The organism is Streptomyces sp. AMJ-169 (assembly GCF_055597585.1).
In genome coordinates this window covers 302,167-320,647 of sequence record NZ_JBVLTJ010000011.1, presented here as the reverse complement: position 1 = coordinate 320,647, position 18,481 = coordinate 302,167, and the positions used below count along the sequence as shown (strand labels likewise).

Annotated in this window: 13 protein-coding genes; 3 read left to right on the top strand and 10 right to left on the bottom strand. The window is 70.9% G+C overall.

The genetic code is table 11. The features are described from left to right. Positions 1 to 76: 76 nt before the first annotated feature. Both ACYUD3_RS27040 and proS read right to left on the bottom strand, forming a co-directional pair. Positions 77 to 670, bottom strand: a complete 594-nt coding sequence (locus ACYUD3_RS27040) for a hypothetical protein (protein WP_470974891.1) — start codon at positions 668 to 670, stop codon at positions 77 to 79. A gap of 247 nt (positions 671 to 917) precedes the next feature. Next, a complete protein-coding gene (proS, locus tag ACYUD3_RS27035; protein WP_470974889.1) occupies positions 918 to 2,330 on the bottom strand; it encodes a proline--tRNA ligase in 1,413 nt (470 codons plus the stop codon). Between the two features lie 210 nt (positions 2,331 to 2,540). Between proS and ACYUD3_RS27030 the strand changes: the two genes are divergently transcribed. Beyond that, positions 2,541 to 3,347 (top strand): class I SAM-dependent methyltransferase, encoded by an 807-nt coding sequence (locus ACYUD3_RS27030; protein ID WP_470974885.1) that lies wholly within the window; start codon positions 2,541 to 2,543, stop codon positions 3,345 to 3,347. Positions 3,348 to 3,405: 58 nt separating this feature from the next. Here the strand turns inward: ACYUD3_RS27030 and ftsH are convergent, their stop codons facing one another. From ftsH to nsdA, 6 genes are all read right to left on the bottom strand, one after another. Further along, positions 3,406 to 5,343 carry an ATP-dependent zinc metalloprotease FtsH gene (ftsH, locus tag ACYUD3_RS27025; protein WP_470974882.1) on the bottom strand — a complete coding sequence of 646 codons (1,938 nt, stop codon included), beginning with the start codon at positions 5,341 to 5,343 and terminating at the stop codon, positions 3,406 to 3,408. A gap of 112 nt (positions 5,344 to 5,455) precedes the next feature. Next, positions 5,456 to 7,003 (bottom strand): signal recognition particle protein, encoded by a 1,548-nt coding sequence (gene ffh / locus ACYUD3_RS27020; protein ID WP_470974879.1) that lies wholly within the window; start codon positions 7,001 to 7,003, stop codon positions 5,456 to 5,458. Between the two features lie 217 nt (positions 7,004 to 7,220). Next, positions 7,221 to 9,656 carry a [protein-PII] uridylyltransferase gene (locus ACYUD3_RS27015; RefSeq protein WP_470974876.1) on the bottom strand — a complete coding sequence of 812 codons (2,436 nt, stop codon included), beginning with the start codon at positions 9,654 to 9,656 and terminating at the stop codon, positions 7,221 to 7,223. Between the two features lie 26 nt (positions 9,657 to 9,682). After that, entirely contained in the window at positions 9,683 to 10,021 is a 339-nt protein-coding gene (locus tag ACYUD3_RS27010; protein ID WP_003997576.1) for a P-II family nitrogen regulator, read from the bottom strand. Continuing rightward, positions 10,018 to 11,343, bottom strand: coding sequence for an ammonium transporter (locus tag ACYUD3_RS27005; RefSeq protein ID WP_470974873.1), 1,326 nt, complete (start codon positions 11,341 to 11,343; stop codon positions 10,018 to 10,020). The genes ACYUD3_RS27010 and ACYUD3_RS27005 overlap by 4 nt, the downstream gene beginning before the upstream one ends. A gap of 352 nt (positions 11,344 to 11,695) precedes the next feature. Beyond that, positions 11,696 to 13,183, bottom strand: a complete 1,488-nt coding sequence (nsdA, locus tag ACYUD3_RS27000; RefSeq protein WP_470974870.1) for a transcriptional repressor NsdA — start codon at positions 13,181 to 13,183, stop codon at positions 11,696 to 11,698. A 478-nt stretch (positions 13,184 to 13,661) separates the two neighbouring features. Here nsdA and ACYUD3_RS26995 point away from each other — a divergent pair, with 478 nt between their 5' ends. Next, the gene (locus ACYUD3_RS26995) at positions 13,662 to 14,318 is read left to right on the top strand and encodes a bifunctional DNA primase/polymerase (RefSeq protein WP_470974867.1); all 657 of its coding nucleotides are present in this window, start codon (positions 13,662 to 13,664) and stop codon (positions 14,316 to 14,318) included. Between the two features lie 57 nt (positions 14,319 to 14,375). On the opposite strand, the gene ftsY is transcribed toward ACYUD3_RS26995, so the two are convergent. Continuing rightward, complete coding sequence (gene ftsY, locus ACYUD3_RS26990) at positions 14,376 to 15,569, bottom strand: signal recognition particle-docking protein FtsY (protein ID WP_470974864.1); 1,194 nt, start codon at positions 15,567 to 15,569, stop codon at positions 14,376 to 14,378. Between the two features lie 166 nt (positions 15,570 to 15,735). Here ftsY and ACYUD3_RS26985 point away from each other — a divergent pair, with 166 nt between their 5' ends. Then, positions 15,736 to 16,707, top strand: a complete 972-nt coding sequence (locus tag ACYUD3_RS26985; protein ID WP_470974862.1) for an LLM class flavin-dependent oxidoreductase — start codon at positions 15,736 to 15,738, stop codon at positions 16,705 to 16,707. 145 nt (positions 16,708 to 16,852) lie between these two features. Here the strand turns inward: ACYUD3_RS26985 and ACYUD3_RS26980 are convergent, their stop codons facing one another. Further along, positions 16,853 to 18,271, bottom strand: coding sequence for a sugar porter family MFS transporter (locus ACYUD3_RS26980; RefSeq protein WP_470974859.1), 1,419 nt, complete (start codon positions 18,269 to 18,271; stop codon positions 16,853 to 16,855). Positions 18,272 to 18,481 lie beyond the last annotated feature (210 nt).

Here is an 18,481-nt window from a genome sequence, read left to right as displayed (position 1 = left end):
GGAGGGGGCCACGCGGACGTGGCCCCCTGACCAGAAACACCGACAGCCACGAGATGCCGGTGGATACGGCCGTTCTTCAGGCTGCGGCGATCTCCGGGATGCGGAACGGCTTTCCGCACCCCCCGCAGACGATCGGTGCCTGGGCCAGCACCGAGGGCACCACGCGCACATTGCGCCCGCAGTCGCACACGGCCTTGACCCGGACCCCGCCCCCGGAGGAGCCGTGCCGGGCGGCCGGACCCCGGAAGGCGCGGGTCGTCTCCGCGGTGGTCGCGACCAAGTGGGCCTTCAAGGCCCGCTGGAGCCGCTCGATGGTAGGCCGGTACCTGCGCTTGGCCTCGGGACTCAGCGTCACCAGTGAGAAACCGCTGCTGGGATGCGGCTCCTCCGGATGATCGAGCCCCAACTCCTCGGCGATCGCGAGGAATCTGCGGTTGTGGTAGCGCCCGGCGCGGCTGGTGTCACGCACGCCGCGCGAGGCGGCGATGCCATGGACTGCCTCATGAAGCAGTCGCTCGAAGGAGAGCTCGTGACCGCACGCGGACGACGACTCCCCGATCAGGGACTCTGGCGCGGCTAGGTCTGGCAGCTCGGGGTGGTACCGCTGGATGTCGGCCCACGCCTGTGCCAGCTCTGCGGCGAGAACAGGTGGTGTCTGTGTCGTGCTCACGTAATGACAACGAGCGGGAGTGCCCCTGTGTTCCTATTCCGGGGCATCCCAAATAATTTGCACGTACCCGTCAGTTGCCGCTGATGCGTGGAGACGAGGGCGGGTGCGCTGATCTGCGGAGAAGCCTCACAGCTCGTCCCAAGCCGGTGCGTAGGCCCAGATACGCACCGGCGCGTACGCCCGCCCCGCGCGCCAGGTGAGGCGCCACCGGGCGGGGCGCAAGAGCCCTTTCGGCCGCCTCAAGCCCTCAGTACGCGCGGGCCACGATCGCGACGTTACCGGGTGCGTCCCCGTCCTCGGGCACCGACCCGTCCGCCCCGACCAGACACCGTACGGTCACCGACCGCTGCGCCAGTTCGGCCTCGCCCTCCTCCCCGAGCACGGCCCACGGGATCCGCGCCCAGCCGCCCGCGCCGGCGACCTCGGCCGCCTCCCCGGCCGTCGAGACATCCTGCGTACGACCCTCGCGCCGCTCCCGCGACTGCCGCAGCAACAACGCCTGGTCCTCTTCGAGATACCCAGGCAGCACCGCGTCCAGTGTTCCCAGCGCGACCGATTCCTTGCCCCCAGGAATCCGCCGCGCCAGCATCGCCGTGCCCGCCTCCAGATCGCGCGGCCCGATCTCCACGCGCGCGGGGACGCCCTTCAGCTCCCAGTCGACCGCGCGGCGGCCGAAGGGGACGTCCGTACGGTCGTCCACCCGCACCCGCAGCCCCGCCGCCGTCAGCCGGGCGGCGACCTCGCGGGCCTTGGCGACCGCCTCCTCGCCCTTGACGGCGAGGACGACGACCTGCACCGGGGCCAGCCGCGGCGGCACCCGCAGTCCGTCGTCGTCGCCGTGGGCCATGATGAGACCGCCGACCATGCGCGTGGACGTGCCCCAGGAGGTCTGCCAGACCAGCTCCTGGCCGCCGTCCTTCGACAGGTACCGGGTGTCGAAGGCCTTCGCGAAGTTCTGCCCGAGCTCATGGCTCGTGCCCATCTGGAGCGCCTTGCCGTCGCCCATCATGCCTTCCAGCGTGAGCGTGTTGACCGCCCCCGCGAACCGCTCCTTGGGCGTCTTGCGGCCCGGTACGACGTCCATGGCGAGGACGTTCACCATGAAGTCCTCGTACACCTCGCGGTGGATGCGCGCGGCGAAGTCACGCGCGTCCTCGTACGTCGCGTGCGCGGTGTGGCCCTCCTGCCACAGGAACTCCGTCGTGCGCAGGAACACCCGCGGGCGCAGCTCCCAACGGACCACGTTCGCCCACTGGTTGATCAGCAGGGGCAGATCCCGGTAGCTCTGCACCCACTTCGAGAAGTACTCGTTGACGATGGTCTCGGAGGTGGGCCGTACGACCGCCGGCTCCTCCAGCTCCTTGCCGCCGCCGTGCGTGACGACCGCCAGCTCCGGCGCGAACCCCTCGACATGGTCGGCCTCACGGGTGAGGTACGACTGGGGGATCAGCAGCGGGAAGTACGCGTTCTCGGTGCCCGTCGCCTTGATGCGGGCGTCCATCTCGGCCTGCATCCGCTCCCACAGCCCATACCCGTACGGCCGGATCACCATGGTGCCGCGCACCGGCCCGTTGTCGGCCAGTTCGGCCTTGGTGATCAGATCCTGGTACCAGCGCGGGAAGTCGTCGGCCCGCGGGGTGAGTACGGGTGCTTTGGCCATGGGCGTGATGGTACGGGCGCACGTTGCCGCCATGTGAATTCTTTTCGCCCACGCGGGCGCGCACGTAAACCCGCCCCTTCGACCCCTGGACGGCACCCCCGTCCGGGAGTTACCTGGCACTGCGGGGAGAAAAACGCCGCAGCACTCCACGGGGGCCGCTCGACCCGGCGGCGACATCCTTCGGCACTCGACGGATCGGAGCGCTCTTCGATGACACCTACGCTCGTGCGCCACGCCCTTCCCCGTACTCAGCCGGGTGCCTCCCGCGCACGTGACTGGTCCGAGATCCAGGAGCGGATGCTCGTCCCGCTCTACGACGCCGTCCACGCCCGCCTGGACGTCGGTCCCGCGACCCGGCTGCTCGCCCTCGGCTGCGGCTCGGGCCTCGCCCTCCTCATGGCCGCCGCCCGGGGCGCCGAACTCACCGGCGTCGAACCCCGCTCCCCCGGACTCCTCGCGCTGGCCCGCGAACGGCTCCTGCCGGACAGCTGGTCACCCCGCGCGCGCGTGGGGACGCGGTTGTGCGAGCGGCTGCCCGAGCCGCAGGAGGAGCCGGGCTTCAACCTGGTGACCGCGTTCGACCCGCTGCACGACCCCGACGGCCTGGCCGACGCCGTGCGGCTCGCGGAACGCGGAACGCCGGTCGTGCTCACCGGCTGGGGCCCGCCGGAGCGCTGCGCGGCCTCCGGGGTGCTGCGGGTGGCCGCCAAGCTGGCCGACCCCGTCACGCCCGGCTGCTGGCACCCCGCCCACCGCGACGACCTGGAGGACACCGCCCGCCACGCGGGCCTCACGCCCGACGGCTCGGGCCGCGTCGCCTGCCCCTTCGGCTACGCCGACACCGACAGCGCCGTCCGCGGCCTGCTCTCCACCGGCCTCTACGACGACGCCGTCGCCGCCACGGACCCCGTCCAGGTCGACAAGGAGATCAGGGAGGCGCTGCACCCGCACCTCCGCAAGGACGGCACCGTCTGGATGCCGAACATCTTCCGCTACCTGATCGCCCGCGTCCCATAAAGCGAGGATCTGATCGAAACGACGTCCCTATAGGAGCCCGTTTCCGACACCGTCGCCCCTAGTCGACGTCCTTCGTCAGCCTCGTCACCCCCGCGATCCGGTACGCCTCCGTCTCCTCCAGCGTCTCGCTCTCCAGCAACGCCTGCGCGAGCGCGTCGAGTTGATCCCGGTGGTCGGTCAGCTTGCGGCAGGCCTCCTCGTAGCACTCGTCCACGATGCGCCGCATCTCGCCGTCGATGACGTCCAGGGTCTGCGGCGCGGCGGCCAGCCCGTACGCCTGCTGGGCGTCATTGGGGAGAGCGGACAGCCGGCCGACGCGTTCGCTCATGCCCCAGCGGGCGACCATCCCGCGCGCGATGTTGGTGACCTGCTCCAGGTCGCTCTCCGCACCGGTCGTGATCACCCCGTACACGACCTGCTCCGCCGCCATGCCGCCGAGCGCGCCGATGATCCGCCCGCGCAGGTACTCCTCGGTGTACGCGTACTTGTCGGCGTCCGGAGTGGACAGCGTGACACCCAGCGCGCGCCCGCGCGGGACGATCGTGATCTTGCGTACGGGGTCGGCGCCCGGCTGGAGCATCCCCAGCAGCGCGTGCCCGCCCTCGTGGTACGCCGTACGGCGCCGCTCCTCCTCCGGCATCACCAGCGGCCGTTCCGCGCCCAGCTGGACCTTCTCCAGGGCCTCCGAGAGGTCGGCCTGGGTGACCTGGTCCTGGCCCCGCTTGACGGCGAGGAGCGCCGCCTCGTTGGCGAGGTTGGCGAGTTCGGCGCCGGTCATCCCCGGGGTCGTCCGCGCGACCTGCGCGAGGTCGACGCCGGGGGCGAGCGGGATCTGGCGGGTGTGGATCTCCAGGATCGCCTTGCGCCCGCCCCGGTCCGGCGGCGAGACCTGCACCACCCGGTCGAAGCGGCCCGGACGGGTCAGCGCCGGGTCGAGGACATCCGCGCGGTTGGTCGCCGCGATCACGATGACCCCCTCCGAGCCGGAGAAGCCGTCCATCTCGGTCAGGATCTGGTTCAGCGTCTGCTCACGCTCGTCGTGCCCGCCCATCCCCGAACCGCCGCCGCGCGCCCGCCCGATGGTGTCGATCTCGTCGATGAAGATGATCGACGGCGCCACCTTCCGCGCCTCCGCGAACAGCTCCCGCACCCGCGACGCCCCGACGCCCACGATCATCTCGATGAACTCCGACGCGGACGCCGAGAAGAACGGCACCCCCGCCTCCCCCGCCACCGCCCGCGCCAGCAGCGTCTTGCCGGTGCCCGGCGGCCCCGCGAGCAGCACACCGCGCGGCATCTTCGCCCCCATCCGCCGGTAGGCGTCCGGGTTCTTCAGGAAGTCGACGACGTCGTTCAGCTCACCCTCGACCTCGTCGATCCCCGCCACGTCCTCGAACGTCGTCCGCTTCTGCCCCTCCTCCAGCTCCACCGGCTTCGGCGCCGACCTGCGGCCCAGCATCCCGCCCGCGCCGCCCATCCCCGCGCTCATCCGCCGCGCGATGAAGATCCACAGCACCACCAGCAGCAGCATCGGCGCCAGCGAGATCAGCAGGTTCGCCAGGAAGCTGCGGTGCTGGACGACCGGCTCCGCCGTGACGTTGACGCTGTTCTTGGTCAGCCCCTCCCACAGCTTGTCGTCCGCGAACGTCGGCCGCTCGGTGCTGAACTTCGTGTACTTCCCGCCGCCGTCCGGGTTCGTCTGCTCCTTCTTCAGCTGCCCCTGGATCGCGTCGCCCTTGGCGTAGATCTTGCTGACGTTCCCCGCGTCGACCTGCTTGCTGAACTCCGTGTAGGAGATCGTCGGCTCGCTCTCCTCGCCGAAGAACGACAGCACGAGGTTCGCGATCAGATAGACGACCAGCGCGAAGAGGATCACGCTCCACCAGCCGCCCCGCATCTTCCGCCCGCCCGGCGGCTGCTTCGGCGGCTCCTCAGGGGTGCCCTCGGTACGCCAGGGCTGATCCGGCGACTTGCGCGGCGGAGCGGGGTTCGTCATAGGGGGACGTTACGACAGGGGCGTGCGACCGGCATGCGCAAGGGCGCCCCTCACACAGAGGGACGCCCTTCGAAGTCGTACAAGACGACAGTCAGCTGACCGGACCCACAGCTCAGCCCATGAACTTCTTGAACTCGTCCGGCAGCTCGAAGTCCTTCGCCTCCTGCTGCGGCAGACCGAACGCGCCGCCCTGCGCCGCCGCCTCCCGCCGCTGCGCCTCCTCCAGCTCCTGCTGCCTGCGCTTCATCGGGTTGCCGGAGCGCTGCTTGCCCTTGGCCTGCTTCGGCTGCTTCTTCGTCCGGCCGGGCCCGCCGCCCATGCCCGGCATCCCGGGCATCCCCGGCATTCCGCCGCCCTGGGCCATGCGGGACATCATCTTGCGGGCCTCGAAGAACCGCTCGACCAGGCCCTTCACCGCGCTGACCTCGACGCCGGAGCCCTTGGCGATACGGGCGCGGCGGGAGCCGTTGATGATGTTCGGGTCCTGGCGCTCGGCCGGGGTCATCGACTTGATGATCGCGGCCGTGCGGTCGACGTCCCGCTCGTCGAGGTTGTTGATCTGGTCCTTGATCTGCCCCATGCCGGGCAGCATCCCGAGCAGCTTCGAGATCGAGCCCATCTTCCTGACCTGTTCCATCTGGGACAGGAAGTCGTCCAGGGTGAAGTCCTGGCCCTTCTTCGACGCCAGCTTGGAGGCCATCTTCTGGGCCTCTTCCTGGCTGAACGTCTTCTCCGCCTGCTCGATCAGGGTGAGCAGGTCACCCATGTCGAGGATGCGGGAGGCCATCCGGTCAGGGTGGAACGCGTCGAAGTCCTCGAGCTTCTCGCCGTTCGACGCGAACATGATCGGCTTGCCGGTGATCTGCCGGATCGACAGGGCGGCGCCGCCTCGGGCGTCACCGTCGAGCTTCGACAGCACGACACCGTCGAAGCCGACGCCGTCGCGGAAGGCCTCGGCCGTGTTGACGGCGTCCTGGCCGATCATCGCGTCGACGACGAACAGCACCTCATCGGGGCTGACCGCGTCCCTGATGTCCGCCGCCTGCTGCATCAGCTCGGTGTCGATGCCGAGGCGGCCGGCGGTGTCGACGATCACGATGTCGTGGACCTTCGACTTCGCGAACTCGATGGAGTCCTTGGCGACCTGTACGGGGTCGCCGACGCCGTTGCCCGGCTGCGGGGCGTACACGGCGACGCCCGCGCGCTCGGCGACGACGCTCAGCTGGTTGACGGCGTTGGGGCGCTGGAGGTCGCAGGCGACGAGGAGGGGGGAGTGCCCCTGCTCCTTCAGCCACTTGCCGAGCTTGCCGGCGAGGGTGGTCTTACCGGCGCCCTGGAGACCGGCCAGCATGATGACGGTGGGGGGGGTCTTGGCGAAACGGAGGCGGCGGGTCTCGCCGCCCAAGATCGCAATCAATTCTTCATTGACGACCTTGAGGACCTGTTGCGACGGATTAAGCGCCTTGGAGACCTCGGCCCCGAGGCTGCGCTCCTTGACATTCTTGATGAAGGACCGGACGACAGGGAGAGCGACGTCCGCTTCGAGAAGCGCGATGCGAATCTCACGCGCCGCGGCATCGATGTCCGCCTCAGAAAGTCGCCCCTTGCCGCGCAGGCTCTTGAAAGTGACTGACAGGCGGTCGGAGAGAGTATCGAACACGGCGGCGTCGGTCCTCGGAGTCGGGAGCAGTATGAGTGTCTTCCAGGGTATCTGGCCGCGCCACGGATTCGCCCCCGCCCGCTGGATGAGCGGACGGGGGCGGGAAACCCCGCAGCGGCGGGGACAACTCCTTGACGACCTTGAGCACTTGCTGTCCGGGCGGACCACCCCCGCACCAGCGGGGACCACTCAGCTAAACGCACAAGCTGCCGACCAGTTACGCCCGCAACCCCTCCTCCAGCTTCCGGGCCACCGCCCCCGCCTCCTCGGCGGGCAGCGGCACCCCCACCCCCGATGTCACGTAGAACGCGTCCACCACGTTCCCTCCCAGCGTCCCCGCGTGCATGCTCCGTACCCGTACCCCCGCGTCCTCCAAGGACGAGCCGATCCGGAACAGCAGCCCAGGCGCGTCCTGGGCGCGTACCTCGATGACCGTCGCGTGCCGGGAGGCCGCCGAAGCGACCGTCACCCGAGGCGGCGGAGCCACCCAGCCCCGGCGGCGCGGGTAGGCCGCGTCCCGTTCCGCGAGGCGTCCTGCGATGTCCAGGGAGCCGTCCAGCGCCCGCACCAGGTCCGCCCGCAGCCGGGCCGCCTGCGGCAGGGAGCCGTACTCCGCCGCGACCCGCCAGTCCAGGAGCAGCACGGCCCCCTGCTCAAGGCCGTCCGGCAGCTCCAGGGCGCGCAGCTCCGCCGTGCGGACCGTCAGCCGGTGCATCGCCAGGACGCCGGCCACCGCGGGGAGCACCCCGGGCTGGTCCGGCACCGCGATCAGCAGCTCGACGCCCAGCGGCTCGCCGGGCTCCTCGTCCTCGACGGCCGTCTGGGCGCGCAGCGCGAGGACGGGCCCGCCGGTGCGGAACGCCTCGATCGACAGCCGTTCCTGCTCGGCCGTGGGCGCCGCGTCCTCGGGCGCCTCGGGTTCGTCCCCGGCGAGCACCGCAGCGACCCGTTTGACGAGGTCGGCGACGAGCGAGCCGCGCCAGGACGACCAGGCGGCGGGTCCGGTGGCGAGCGCGTCGGCCTCGGTCAGCGCGTGCAGCAGCTCCAGCGTGCTGTGCGTCCCGACCGCCTCCGCGACGAGCCGTACGGTCGCGGGGTCCTCCAGGTCGCGCCGGGTGGCGGTCTCGATGAGCAGGAGGTGGTGGCGGACGAGGGAGGCGAGGACGGCGACGTCCGCGCGGTCGAAGCCGATCCTGGCGGCGACGTCCTTGACGATGATCTCGCCGGCCACGGAGTGGTCGCCGGGCCAGCCCTTGCCGATGTCGTGCAGCAGGGCCGCGACCAGCAGCAGGTCGGGGCGGCTGACGCGGCGGGCGAACTCGGAGGCTTTGACGGCCGTCTCGATGAGGTGGCGGTCGACGGTCCAGACGTGGACGGCGTTGCGCTGCGGGCGGCAGCGCACGCGCTCCCAGTCGGGCAGCATGCGGGTGATCAGGCCCTCGGCCTCCAGCGCCTCCCAGACCTCGATGGTCGGGCGCCCGGCGCCGAGCAGCGTCACCAGCTGCTCGCGGGCCTCGGCGGGCCAGGGGGTGGGCAGCGGCCGTACGGTCGCGGCGAGCCGGCGTACGGCGTGCAGGGACAGCGGCAGGCCCGCCTGGGCGGCGGCCGCGGCGGCCCGCAGCGGCAGGACCGGGTCGCGCTCGGGGCGGGCGGCGCGGGCCAGGACGACCTCGCCGTCCTGTTCGACGACGCCTTCGGCGAGCGGTGAGCGTTCGGTGACCGGTTTCCCGGCGCCGAGCATCGCGCGCAGCCGGGGCCGGACCGCGCGGGAGCGCAGGACGCGGCCCACCTCGCGCCAGGTGACGTCGCTGGCGTAGGAGATGACGCGGGCAGACTCGTAGACCTGGCGCAGGAGGGTGTCGGCGTCGAGGAGGCCGAGTTCGGCGGCGACCTGGTCCTGTTCCTGGAGGGCGAGGCGGTCGGTGGCGCGGCCGGTGGTGAGGTGGAGGGCGTCGCGGACGTCGAGGAGGCGGCGGCGGGCGTCGTCGAGGCCCTCGCGGGGGGCGTCGGCGAGCCAGGAGGCGGCGACCGCGCGGAGGGTCGTCGCGTCCCTGAGGCCGCCGCGCGCCTCCTTCAGGTCGGGCTCCAGCAGGTACTGCAACTCGCCTTGGCGCTCGGCGCGTTCGAGGCAGAGTTCGTGGAGTTCGGGGAGGCGTTTGGGGGCCTGGTTGCGCCAGTCGGTGAGGACGGCGGTGCGCAGTCCCGAGGTGAGGGTGGCGTCGCCGGCGAGGTGGCGGGCGTCCAGGAGGCCGAGCTGGACCTTGAGGTCCTCGCCGGCCGTCTTGCGGGCCTCGGCGGGGGTGCGGACGGAGTGGTCGAGGTCGAGGCCGAGGTCCCAGACGGGGTACCAGAGGCGGTCGGCGAGGGCGGCGACGGCCTTGGGGTCGCTGCCGTCGTGCAGGAGCAGCAGGTCGAGGTCGCTGCGGGGGGAGAGCTCGCCGCGTCCGTAGCCGCCGACGGCGACGAGACAGACTCCGGGGAGGGCGTCTGCGGCGGTGGTGAAGAGGCCGCCGAGCCAGTCGTCGGTCAGCTCGGAGAGGGCGGTACGGCGCGGCGGCCCGGACCGCGCCCCCTCTTGGAGGAGGCGCAGCCGGGCCGCCGCGTAGCCGCTGGGTCCCGAAGTCTCGTCGTCCTGAACGTTGGTACTCGTCACCCAGCGACTCCTGTTCTGTTCTTCGTTCAGAGTGCGTCCGGGCCGCGTTCGCCGGTGCGGACCCGTACGGCCGTCTCGACCGGGAGGGACCAGACCTTGCCGTCCCCGATCTTGCCGGTGCGGGCGGCCTTGACGATGACGTCGATCAGCTGCTCGGCGTCGTCGTCCTCGGCCAGCACCTCGATGCGGATCTTGGGGACGAGGTCGACGGTGTACTCGGCGCCCCGGTAGACCTCGGTGTGCCCGCGCTGCCGACCGTATCCGCTCGCCTCGGTGACCGTGAGTCCGTGGACGCCGAAGGCCTGGAGGGCTTCCTTGATCTCGTCGAGCCGGTGGGGCTTGACGACTGCGGTGATGAGCTTCACGCGTCCACCTTCTTGGCTGCGGCGACGGGGGTCGCGGAGGACTTGGCGATGCCGCCGCCGGCGCCGCTGAAGTCGTAGGCGGTCTCGGCGTGTTCGGCCTGGTCGATGCCGGAGATCTCGTCGTCCTCGGGGACCCGCATGCCGATGGTCTTGTCGATGAGGAAGGCGAGGATCGCGGAGGCGATCAGGGAGTAGGCGAGGACGGCGAAGACACCGGCGCACTGCTTCCAGAACTGGTCGAGGCCGCCGCCGTAGAAGAGGCCCTTCACGTCCGACTGGCCCTTGCCGCTGGCGAAGAAGCCGATGAGCAGGGAGCCGAGGATGCCGCCGACCATGTGGACGCCGACGACGTCGAGGGAGTCGTCGTAGCCGAACTTGTACTTCAGGCCCACGGCCATGGCGCAGACGACGCCGGTGATGAGGCCGATGGCGATGGCGCCCATGGGGGTGATCGCGCCGCCGGAGGGGGTGATGGCGACGAGGCCGGAGACCGCGCCGGAGGCCGCGCCGAGGGTCGTGAAGGCGCCGTGGCGGATCTTCTCGTAGGCGAGCCAGCCGAGCATGGCGGCGGCGGTGGCGATCTGGGTGTTGACGAACATCAGCGCGGCGACGCCGTCGTCGTTGCCCAGCCAGGAGCCGGCGTTGAAGCCGAACCAGCCGAACCACAGCAGGCCCGCGCCGAGCATCACCAGGGGGAGGCTGTGCGGGCGCATCGGGTCCTTCTTGAACCCGACGCGCTTGCCGATGACGAGGATGACGCCGAGGGCGGCGGCACCCGCGTTGATGTGGACGGCCGTACCGCCGGCGAAGTCGATGACGCCGAGGTCGAAGGCCCAGCCGCCGGTGCCCCAGACCCAGTGGGCGACGGGGAAGTAGACGATCGTGGCCCACAGGACGACGAAGAGGGACCAGGCGGTGAACTTGACGCGGTCGGCGATCGCACCGCTGATCAGGGCGGGCGTGATGATCGCGAACATCATCTGGAAGACGGCGAAGACGAACACCGGGATGCTGTACCCGGACCAGATGTCCATCTTGTCGATGCCGGCCCAGCCGACGAAGTCGGACTCCCAGCCGATCAGCGAGCCGTGGTCGGTCCCGAACGCCATGGAGAAGCCGTAGAGCACCCACAGGACGGTCACGATGCCCATGCTGATGAAGCTCATCATCAGCATGTTCAGAGTGCTCTTGACCCGGACCATGCCTCCGTAGAAGAAGGCGAGGCCGGGGGTCATCAGCAGCACCAGGGCGGAGCAGATGAGCATGAAGCCTGTGTCGGCGGCGGACAGTTTGTCCGCGGCGATGGTGATGGCTGGAGCCATCGGCGTCTCCTCGTCGTCGTACGGCCCCGTGCGGGCGAAGCCCTCGGCTGCGGAGTGGGGGCGGGCCGGCTATGGGGCTAGAGATTGGCCCAGCGCGGTTTCGGCCCGTGCCCCGCGTTGTTTCGCGGGGGTGACGAAGGAGTCGCCGGTGTTACGCGTCGATGAATTGCCTGTACGGCGGTCGGCGGATCGTTATCGTGGCGCAATCTTCGGCCGGGAGGCGTCCGGGGGCCGCTGAAGGGGACGCGGACCGGCCGCGGTCGGCCTTCCGATGACCTGGCATGGGGGAGCCGAGTCGGGCAGTTTCGGGAGGGCCGGCCGCGGCCGGGGTATCGGGGTTGTCAGACAGTCGTCAGACGGCTTCGGCGGTCTCCGGCAGCTCGATCGCGAGCCGGTCGGTGAGGTCGATGACGTCGGTCAGATCGCCGAACTCGCGGACGGCGTTGTCGACGGTCTTGCGGATGCGGGTGTTGACGCGTTCGGAGCGGACCTTCTTGGCGACGGCCATGGCCTCGGTGACGTACCGCGTGGACTGCTCGGGCTCGTGCTTGAGGAGGTGGACGGTGGCCATGCCGATGAGGTTGAGGGCGTAGGAGCGCTGGTAGTCGGCGGACTCGCGGGCGAAGAGGTCGACGGCGCGGCGCATGACGGGCTCGGCGAGGGAGGCGTACGTGGGACTGCGGCCGGCGACGTAGGCGAGGTCGCGGAAGGAGTGGGAGTTCTCGCCGTACAGCTCGGCCTCGGTGAAGAAGCCGATCCAGTCGGGGTCCGGCTCGTCCCACTCGCCGGCGTCGGCGAAGGTGTCCTCGGCCATCCGCACGGCCCGTTTGCAGCGTCCCGGCTGGCCCATGTTGGCGTACGCGCGGGCCTCCATCGCATACAGCATGGCCTGCGTGCGCGGGCTGGCGCAGTCGCGGCTGCCGTACTGCGCGAGGTGGATGAGCTCCAGGGCGTCCTCGGGCCGGCCGAGGTGGATCATCTGCCGGCTCATGTTGGACAGGATGTACGACCCGAGCGGCCGGTCCCCGGCCTCCTTCGCGGCGTGCAGGGCGAGGACGAAGTACTTCTGCGCGGTGGGCTGGAGGCCGACGTCGTACGACATCCAGCCGGCGAGTTCGGCGAGTTCGGCGGCGATCTTGAACAGGCGGCGGGCGGTCTCCTCGGGCTGGGGTTCCTGGAGGAGGTCGGTCACCTCGTGCAGCTGGCCCACGACCGCCTTGCGGCGCAGTCCGCCGCCGCACTGGGCGTCCCACTTGCGGAACATGCTCGTCGTGGCCTCCAGGAGCTCCAGCTCGGGCTGGGAGAGGCGGCCCCGCGCGCGGCTGGTCGGCAGGGCGGCGCTGTCGCGCGGCGGGGCGGGCGGGGCGGGGACGAGCCAGCGCTGCATGGGCTCGATGAGGGAGGGGCCCGCGGAGAGCATGAGGGAGGAGCCGAGGAAGCCGCGGCGGGCCAGCATCAGGTCGCTGCGGGAGAACTCGCTGAGCAGGGCGACGGTCTGGGGGGCGGTCCAGGGCAGGTCGACGCCGGAGGCGGAGGGCGACTGGCGGGCGGCGCGCAGGCCGAGGTCCTCGACGGAGACGACGCAGCCGAACCGCTCGGAGAACAGCTCGGAGAGGATGCGCGGGATCGGCTCGCGCGGGTTCTCGCCGTCCAGCCAGCGGCGGACCCGGGAGGTGTCGGTGGAGATGTGGTTGGCGCCCAGCTGGCGCGCTCTGCGGTTGACCTGGCGGGCGAGTTCGCCCTTGGACCAGCCGCTGCGCACGAACCAGGAGGTGAGCAGTTCGTTGGGACGCTTGTCAGCACCCGCCGCGCCCGTCCCGCTTCCGCTCTTGCCGCTCACTGGAACGCCCCCATCCCTCGAGACCATGTGCAGCCCGGCCGCTTCCGGCGACTGCGCCAAGCCCTATCAGAATGCCGGTAAATAGGCCTGTCGTCCGCCAGTTGTCACCCTTCGAACTGAAACCCGAGTTGCCCCGGGCATACCCTCGACGGCACATGCCTGCGACATCCGCATACTCAACGTAATCCTACGATCACCGGCCCGGCCACGGAGTTCCCGGAATCGCCACCATTCGCCACCCCTTCGAATGAACTCTCGGTGCTCGACACGCGATTGACTTGACGCGGACCCCTTCGGATCAAGCAGCTCAGGCGCACCAAGCGGAACGAAGCATTCAGGGGCGCGCGGGGCATCACTCACGACCCCGTGTGCCTCAGGGCGCTGCCCCGCTCCGACGGGTTTCCGGAGATCATGTACAGAGAGTCACGTCACGCACCCACTGCGTGACCCTCAGCGTGTCGTACCCGTTGGAGGGGGCATGGGCTTCACGATCGGCGGTATCCGCGAGATCCGTTCCGGTGCGCGCAGGCGTTCCCGTTCCGCCGAGTGCGTCGCGATCGCCGAGTTCACCGGGCTGTGGGGCTGGGAGGTCGTCCCCGGGGCCCGCGCAGCGGCCGGCGTCTGCTCCTGCGGTCGCGCCGCCTGTCCCGCTCCCGGCGCCCACCCCTTCTCCTTCGCCCCCCGCCTCTCCCCCGGCGCGACCCTCGACGAGGTGACCGCGCTCTGGTCGGAGTTCCCCGGCGCCGCCGCGATGCTCCCCGTGGGCCGCGCCTTCGACGTCATCGAGGTCGCGGAACCGGCGGGCCGCCACGCCCTGGCCCGCCTGGAGCGCATGGGCCTGCCCCTGGGCCCGGTGACGGCAACTCCCGACGGCCGCACCCACTTCTTCGTGGCCCCCGGCGCCGCCGCGGGCCTGCCCGACCTCCTCTACAGGATGGGCTGGGACACCCCACCGGCCCTGGACCTGCGGGGCCTGGGCCCGGGCACATACATCACGGCCCCCCCGTCGGACCGAGGGGGCCTGGGCCCGGCAACCTGGCTGAGGCCCCCCGATCTGGACTCGGCGACGAGGCCGCCTGAGGCGAGGCTGATGCTGGGGACGCTGGCGTATGTGGCGCACAGGTCGAGGGCGTAGACACGAAGAAGCGCCTGCTGCAAGGCAGGCGCTTCTTGATGTCGGCGAGGCCGCGGCTCAGTCTCCGATAAGCGCATCGACGAACGCCCCAGGCTCGAACGGCGCCAGATCATCGGCACCCTCCCCCAGCCCGACCAGCTTCACCGGCACCCCCAGCTCCCGCTGCACCGCCACCACGATCCCGCCCTTGGCGGTCCCGTCCAGCTTGGTCAGCACGATGCCGGTGATGTCGACGACCTCGGCGAACACCCGGGCCTGCACGAGCCCGTTCTGCCCGGTGGTCGCGTCGAGCACCAGCAGCACCTCGTCCAGCGGAGCGTGCTTCTCGACGACCCGCTTCACCTTCCCCAGCTCGTCCATGAGCCCGGTCTTGGTGTGCAGCCGCCCGGCGGTGTCGATGAGGACGACGTCGACCCCCATCTCCTTGCCCTCCTTCACCGCGTCGAACGCGATGGCGGCGGGGTCACCCCCCTCGGGCCCGCGCACAGTGTGCGCCCCGACCCGGTCCCCCCAGGTCTGGAGCTGATCGGCGGCGGCGGCGCGGAAGGTGTCGGCGGCGCCCAGCACGACGGTCCGCCCGTCGGCGACGAGCACGCGCGCGAGCTTCCCGGTGGTCGTGGTCTTGCCGGTGCCGTTGACCCCGACGACCATCACGATCCCCGGCTTGCGACCGTCGGGCTCGGTCCTGACGGCCCGGTCGACATCGGTCCCGACGAGCTTCAGCAGCTCCTCGCGCAGCAGCCCGCGCAGCTCGTCCGGCGTCCGCGTACCGAGCACCTTGACCCGCTCGCGCAGCCCGTCGACGAGTTCCTGGGTGGGCAGCACGCCGACGTCGGCGGTGAGGAGGATCTCCTCGATCTCCTCCCACGTGTCGTCGTCGAGGTGCTCGCGCGACAGCAGCGCGAGCAGCCCCTTGCCGAGGGCGTTCTGGGAGCGGGAGAGCCGGGCGCGCAGCCGGACGAGCCGCCCTGCGGTGGGCTCGGGGATCTCGATCCCGGCGGGCTCTTCGAGGACGGGCTCTTCAAGAGCGGCGTCGGCGCCCGGAAGCCCGACCTCCTCTATCGTGCGCCGCTCTTCGTCCCGCGGCGTCTCGGCCTCGTCGCCGACCTGCGGTTCGGCGGGAGGGGCGGTGAGGTCGGGGGCGGCGGTCGGCGGCGGCAGCGGCTTCTTGCGCCGGCTCCCGACGACGAGCCCGCCGATCGCGCCGAGCACCAGCACGGCGATGATGACTGCAAGGATGACGGTTTCCATAACCCGTCCAGTATGCGTGACCCCTCCCGCCCCGCACGGCCCCCGCCGCCCGCGCCGACGGCCCCGGACGAACGCCGGCACCCCATGCCCACGGCCCCGGACACCCCGCGCCGAACCCCGCCCCGCACCCCTGGCCACCTGACACACCGTCAGCTAAGGTCCGCCCATGCCGGTGACAGTCCTGCGCTTCAACCTGGCCGCCCCCGACGCCCGCCCCGCCGAGCTGGGCGCCCGTTACCGCGCGGCCCTGGAGATGGCCGCCTATGCCGACGCCCACGGCGTCACGACCGTCCAGACCGAGGAGCACCACGGCGCCGCGAACAACTGGCTGCCGTCCCCGTTCGTCTTCGCGGGCGCGGTCCTGGGCGCGACGCGCACCCTGTCGGTGACGGTCTCGGCGGCGATCGGCCCCCTGCACGACCCGCTGCGTCTGGCGGAGGACATCGCCGTCCTCGACCTCCTGGGCAACGGCCGCCTCATGACGGTCGTAGGCATCGGCTACCGCCGCGAGGAGTACGACCGCGCGGGCGTCGACTGGCGGCGGCGCGGCCGGCTCCAGGACCGGCTCCTGGAAACCCTCCTCGCGGCCTGGACCGGCGAGGAGTTCAGCTATCAGGGGCGTACGGTACGGGTCACCCCGCGCCCCTTCACCGATCCGCACCCCCTGCTCCTGGTCGGCGGCTCCTCCGAGGCCGCCGCCCGCCGCGCCGCCCGCCTGGGCCTGCCGTTCTTCCCCAGCGCGCATCTGCCCGAGCTGGAGTCGTACTACAAGGACCGGCTGACCGAGTACGGCACGGCGGGCTGGACGCTGATGCCGCCCGCCGAGACACCGTTGCTGCACCTGTCCGAGGACCCGGACCGCACCTGGGCGGCGTACGGGGAGCGCTTCCTGCACGAGGCGCGGACGTACGCGGGCTGGCAGGCGGCGGGCGTCCGCTCGGTCGTGCGGTCGACGGCGGGGAGCGTCGAGGAGTTGCGCGCGGAGGGGGTGTACCGGGTGCTCACGCCCGAGGAGTGTCTGGCGCAGGGGCTGGACCATCTGATCCTGCATCCGCTGGTCGGCGGGATGCCGGTCGCGGAGGGGTGGCGGAGTCTGCGGCTGTTCGGGGAGCGGGTGCTGCCGGCGCTGCGGGACTGACCGGCCCAAAAGACCGCCGCCCCAAAACCGCCGCCCCCGGAGCTGGTCCGGGGGCGGCGGGAGGTGCACGGGGAGGAGGACAGCGGGGACTTGGTCCTCCTCCCCGGGTATGCGGGGCCCTCCGAAGAGAGCCCGGACAAGGGGCCTAGCCCATCTCCTCCAGCGACTTCCCCTTCGTCTCCTTGACGAACTTGAGGACGAACGGGATGGAGAGCGCGGCGAAGACGGTGTAGATCACGTACGTCGCGGAGAGGTTCCAGTCGGCCAGCGAAGGGAAGCTCGCGGTGATCGCCCAGTTGGCGATCCACTGCGCGGAGGCGGCGACACCGAGGGCGGCGGCGCGGATCCGGTTCGGGAACATCTCACCGAGGAAGACCCACACCACGACGCCCCAGGACAGGGCGAAGAAGAGGACGAAGATGTGGGCGGCGACGAGAGCCGTCCAGCCCTGCGCGGCGGGCAGCTTGCCGTCGACCAGGTCGTACGAGAACGCCCAGGCCTCCAGCGCGAGGCCGATCACCATGCCGACCGAGCCGATGAGCGCGAGCGGCCGGCGGCCGATGCGGTCGACGAAGATCATGGCGATGACGGTGCCGACGATGTTGATGATCGACGTCGTGAAGGAGTAGAAGAACGAGTCCGTCGGGTCGACGCCCACCGACTGCCACAGCGTCGAGGAGTAGTAGAAGGCGACGTTGATGCCGACGAACTGCTGGAAGACGGAGAGGCCGATACCGACCCAGACGATCGGCTTGAAGAAGAAGCCGCCGCCGAGCAGGTCCTTGAACGACGACTTGTGCTCGCTCTTCATGGCGTGCTCGATCTCGGCGACCCGCGCGTCCAGATCGGCGCTCTCGCCCTCGACCTCGGCGAGGATCTCCCGGGCCCGCTCCCGCTTGCCGACGGAGAGCAGGAAGCGCGGCGACTCGGGGATCGCGAAGGAGAGCAGCCCGTACAGGACGGCCGGTACGACCATCACACCGAGCATGACCTGCCAGGCCTCCAGGCCCATCAGCTTGCCGCGCTGGTCGCCGCCGGCGGCGTTCAGCAGGCCCCAGTTGACGAGCTGGGAGATGGCGATGCCGATGACGATCGCGGCCTGCTGGAAGGAGCCGAGCCGGCCGCGGTAGGCGGGCGGGGCGACCTCGGCGATGTAGGCCGGGCCGATGACGGAGGCCATACCGATGGCGAACCCGCCGATGACCCGCCACATGGCGAGGTCCCACAGCGCGAACGGCAGCGCCGAGCCGATGGCGCTGACGGTGAACATCGCCGCGGAGATCTGCATGCAGCGGATACGGCCGATGCGGTCGGCGATCCGGCCGGCGGTCGCGGCGCCGATGGCACAGCCGATCAGGGCGATCGCGATGACCTGCGCGAGGGCGGCGGAGCCGATGTCGTACCGGTCGCGGATCGCCTCGACGGCGCCGTTGATGACCGAGCTGTCGTAGCCGAAGAGGAAGCCGCCCATCGCGGCGGCGGCCGCGATGAAGATGACGTGCCCGAGGTGATCGGGGTGTGGAGCGGTCGCTCCTGGCTTCGATGTCTGGGCCGGACTGGTCACGTTCAACTCCTCGGGCCACCGGCAGCGCTGCCGGGTGGGGGACGACCCTTCCAGTGGGACACAGCGGGCTGTAGCGCACCACCTGAAAGGAAAACCAACGCCCCAGAGACTATGCCTACAACTTATGAACGCCAATGCCCGGGGATGTGAGATACGAGCCACAACGATCAGGGAATACGTTCAAGTCTTGAATGTACGATCCCGGCGCCG

What these genes read in the sequence shown, in the direction of transcription:
- ACYUD3_RS26985 (WP_470974862.1), top strand. Translation starts at nt 15,736, where the DNA reads ATGCCGGTGACAGTCCTGCGCTTCAACCTGGCCGCCCCCGACGCCCGC.
- ftsH (WP_470974882.1), bottom strand. Translation starts at nt 5,343, where the DNA reads ATGACGAACCCCGCTCCGCCGCGCAAGTCGCCGGATCAGCCCTGGCGT.
- proS (WP_470974889.1), bottom strand. Translation starts at nt 2,330, where the DNA reads ATGGCCAAAGCACCCGTACTCACCCCGCGGGCCGACGACTTCCCGCGC.
- ACYUD3_RS27030 (WP_470974885.1), top strand. Translation starts at nt 2,541, where the DNA reads ATGACACCTACGCTCGTGCGCCACGCCCTTCCCCGTACTCAGCCGGGT.
- ACYUD3_RS26995 (WP_470974867.1), top strand. Translation starts at nt 13,662, where the DNA reads ATGGGCTTCACGATCGGCGGTATCCGCGAGATCCGTTCCGGTGCGCGC.
- ftsY (WP_470974864.1), bottom strand. Translation starts at nt 15,569, where the DNA reads ATGGAAACCGTCATCCTTGCAGTCATCATCGCCGTGCTGGTGCTCGGC.
- ACYUD3_RS27005 (WP_470974873.1), bottom strand. Translation starts at nt 11,343, where the DNA reads ATGGCTCCAGCCATCACCATCGCCGCGGACAAACTGTCCGCCGCCGAC.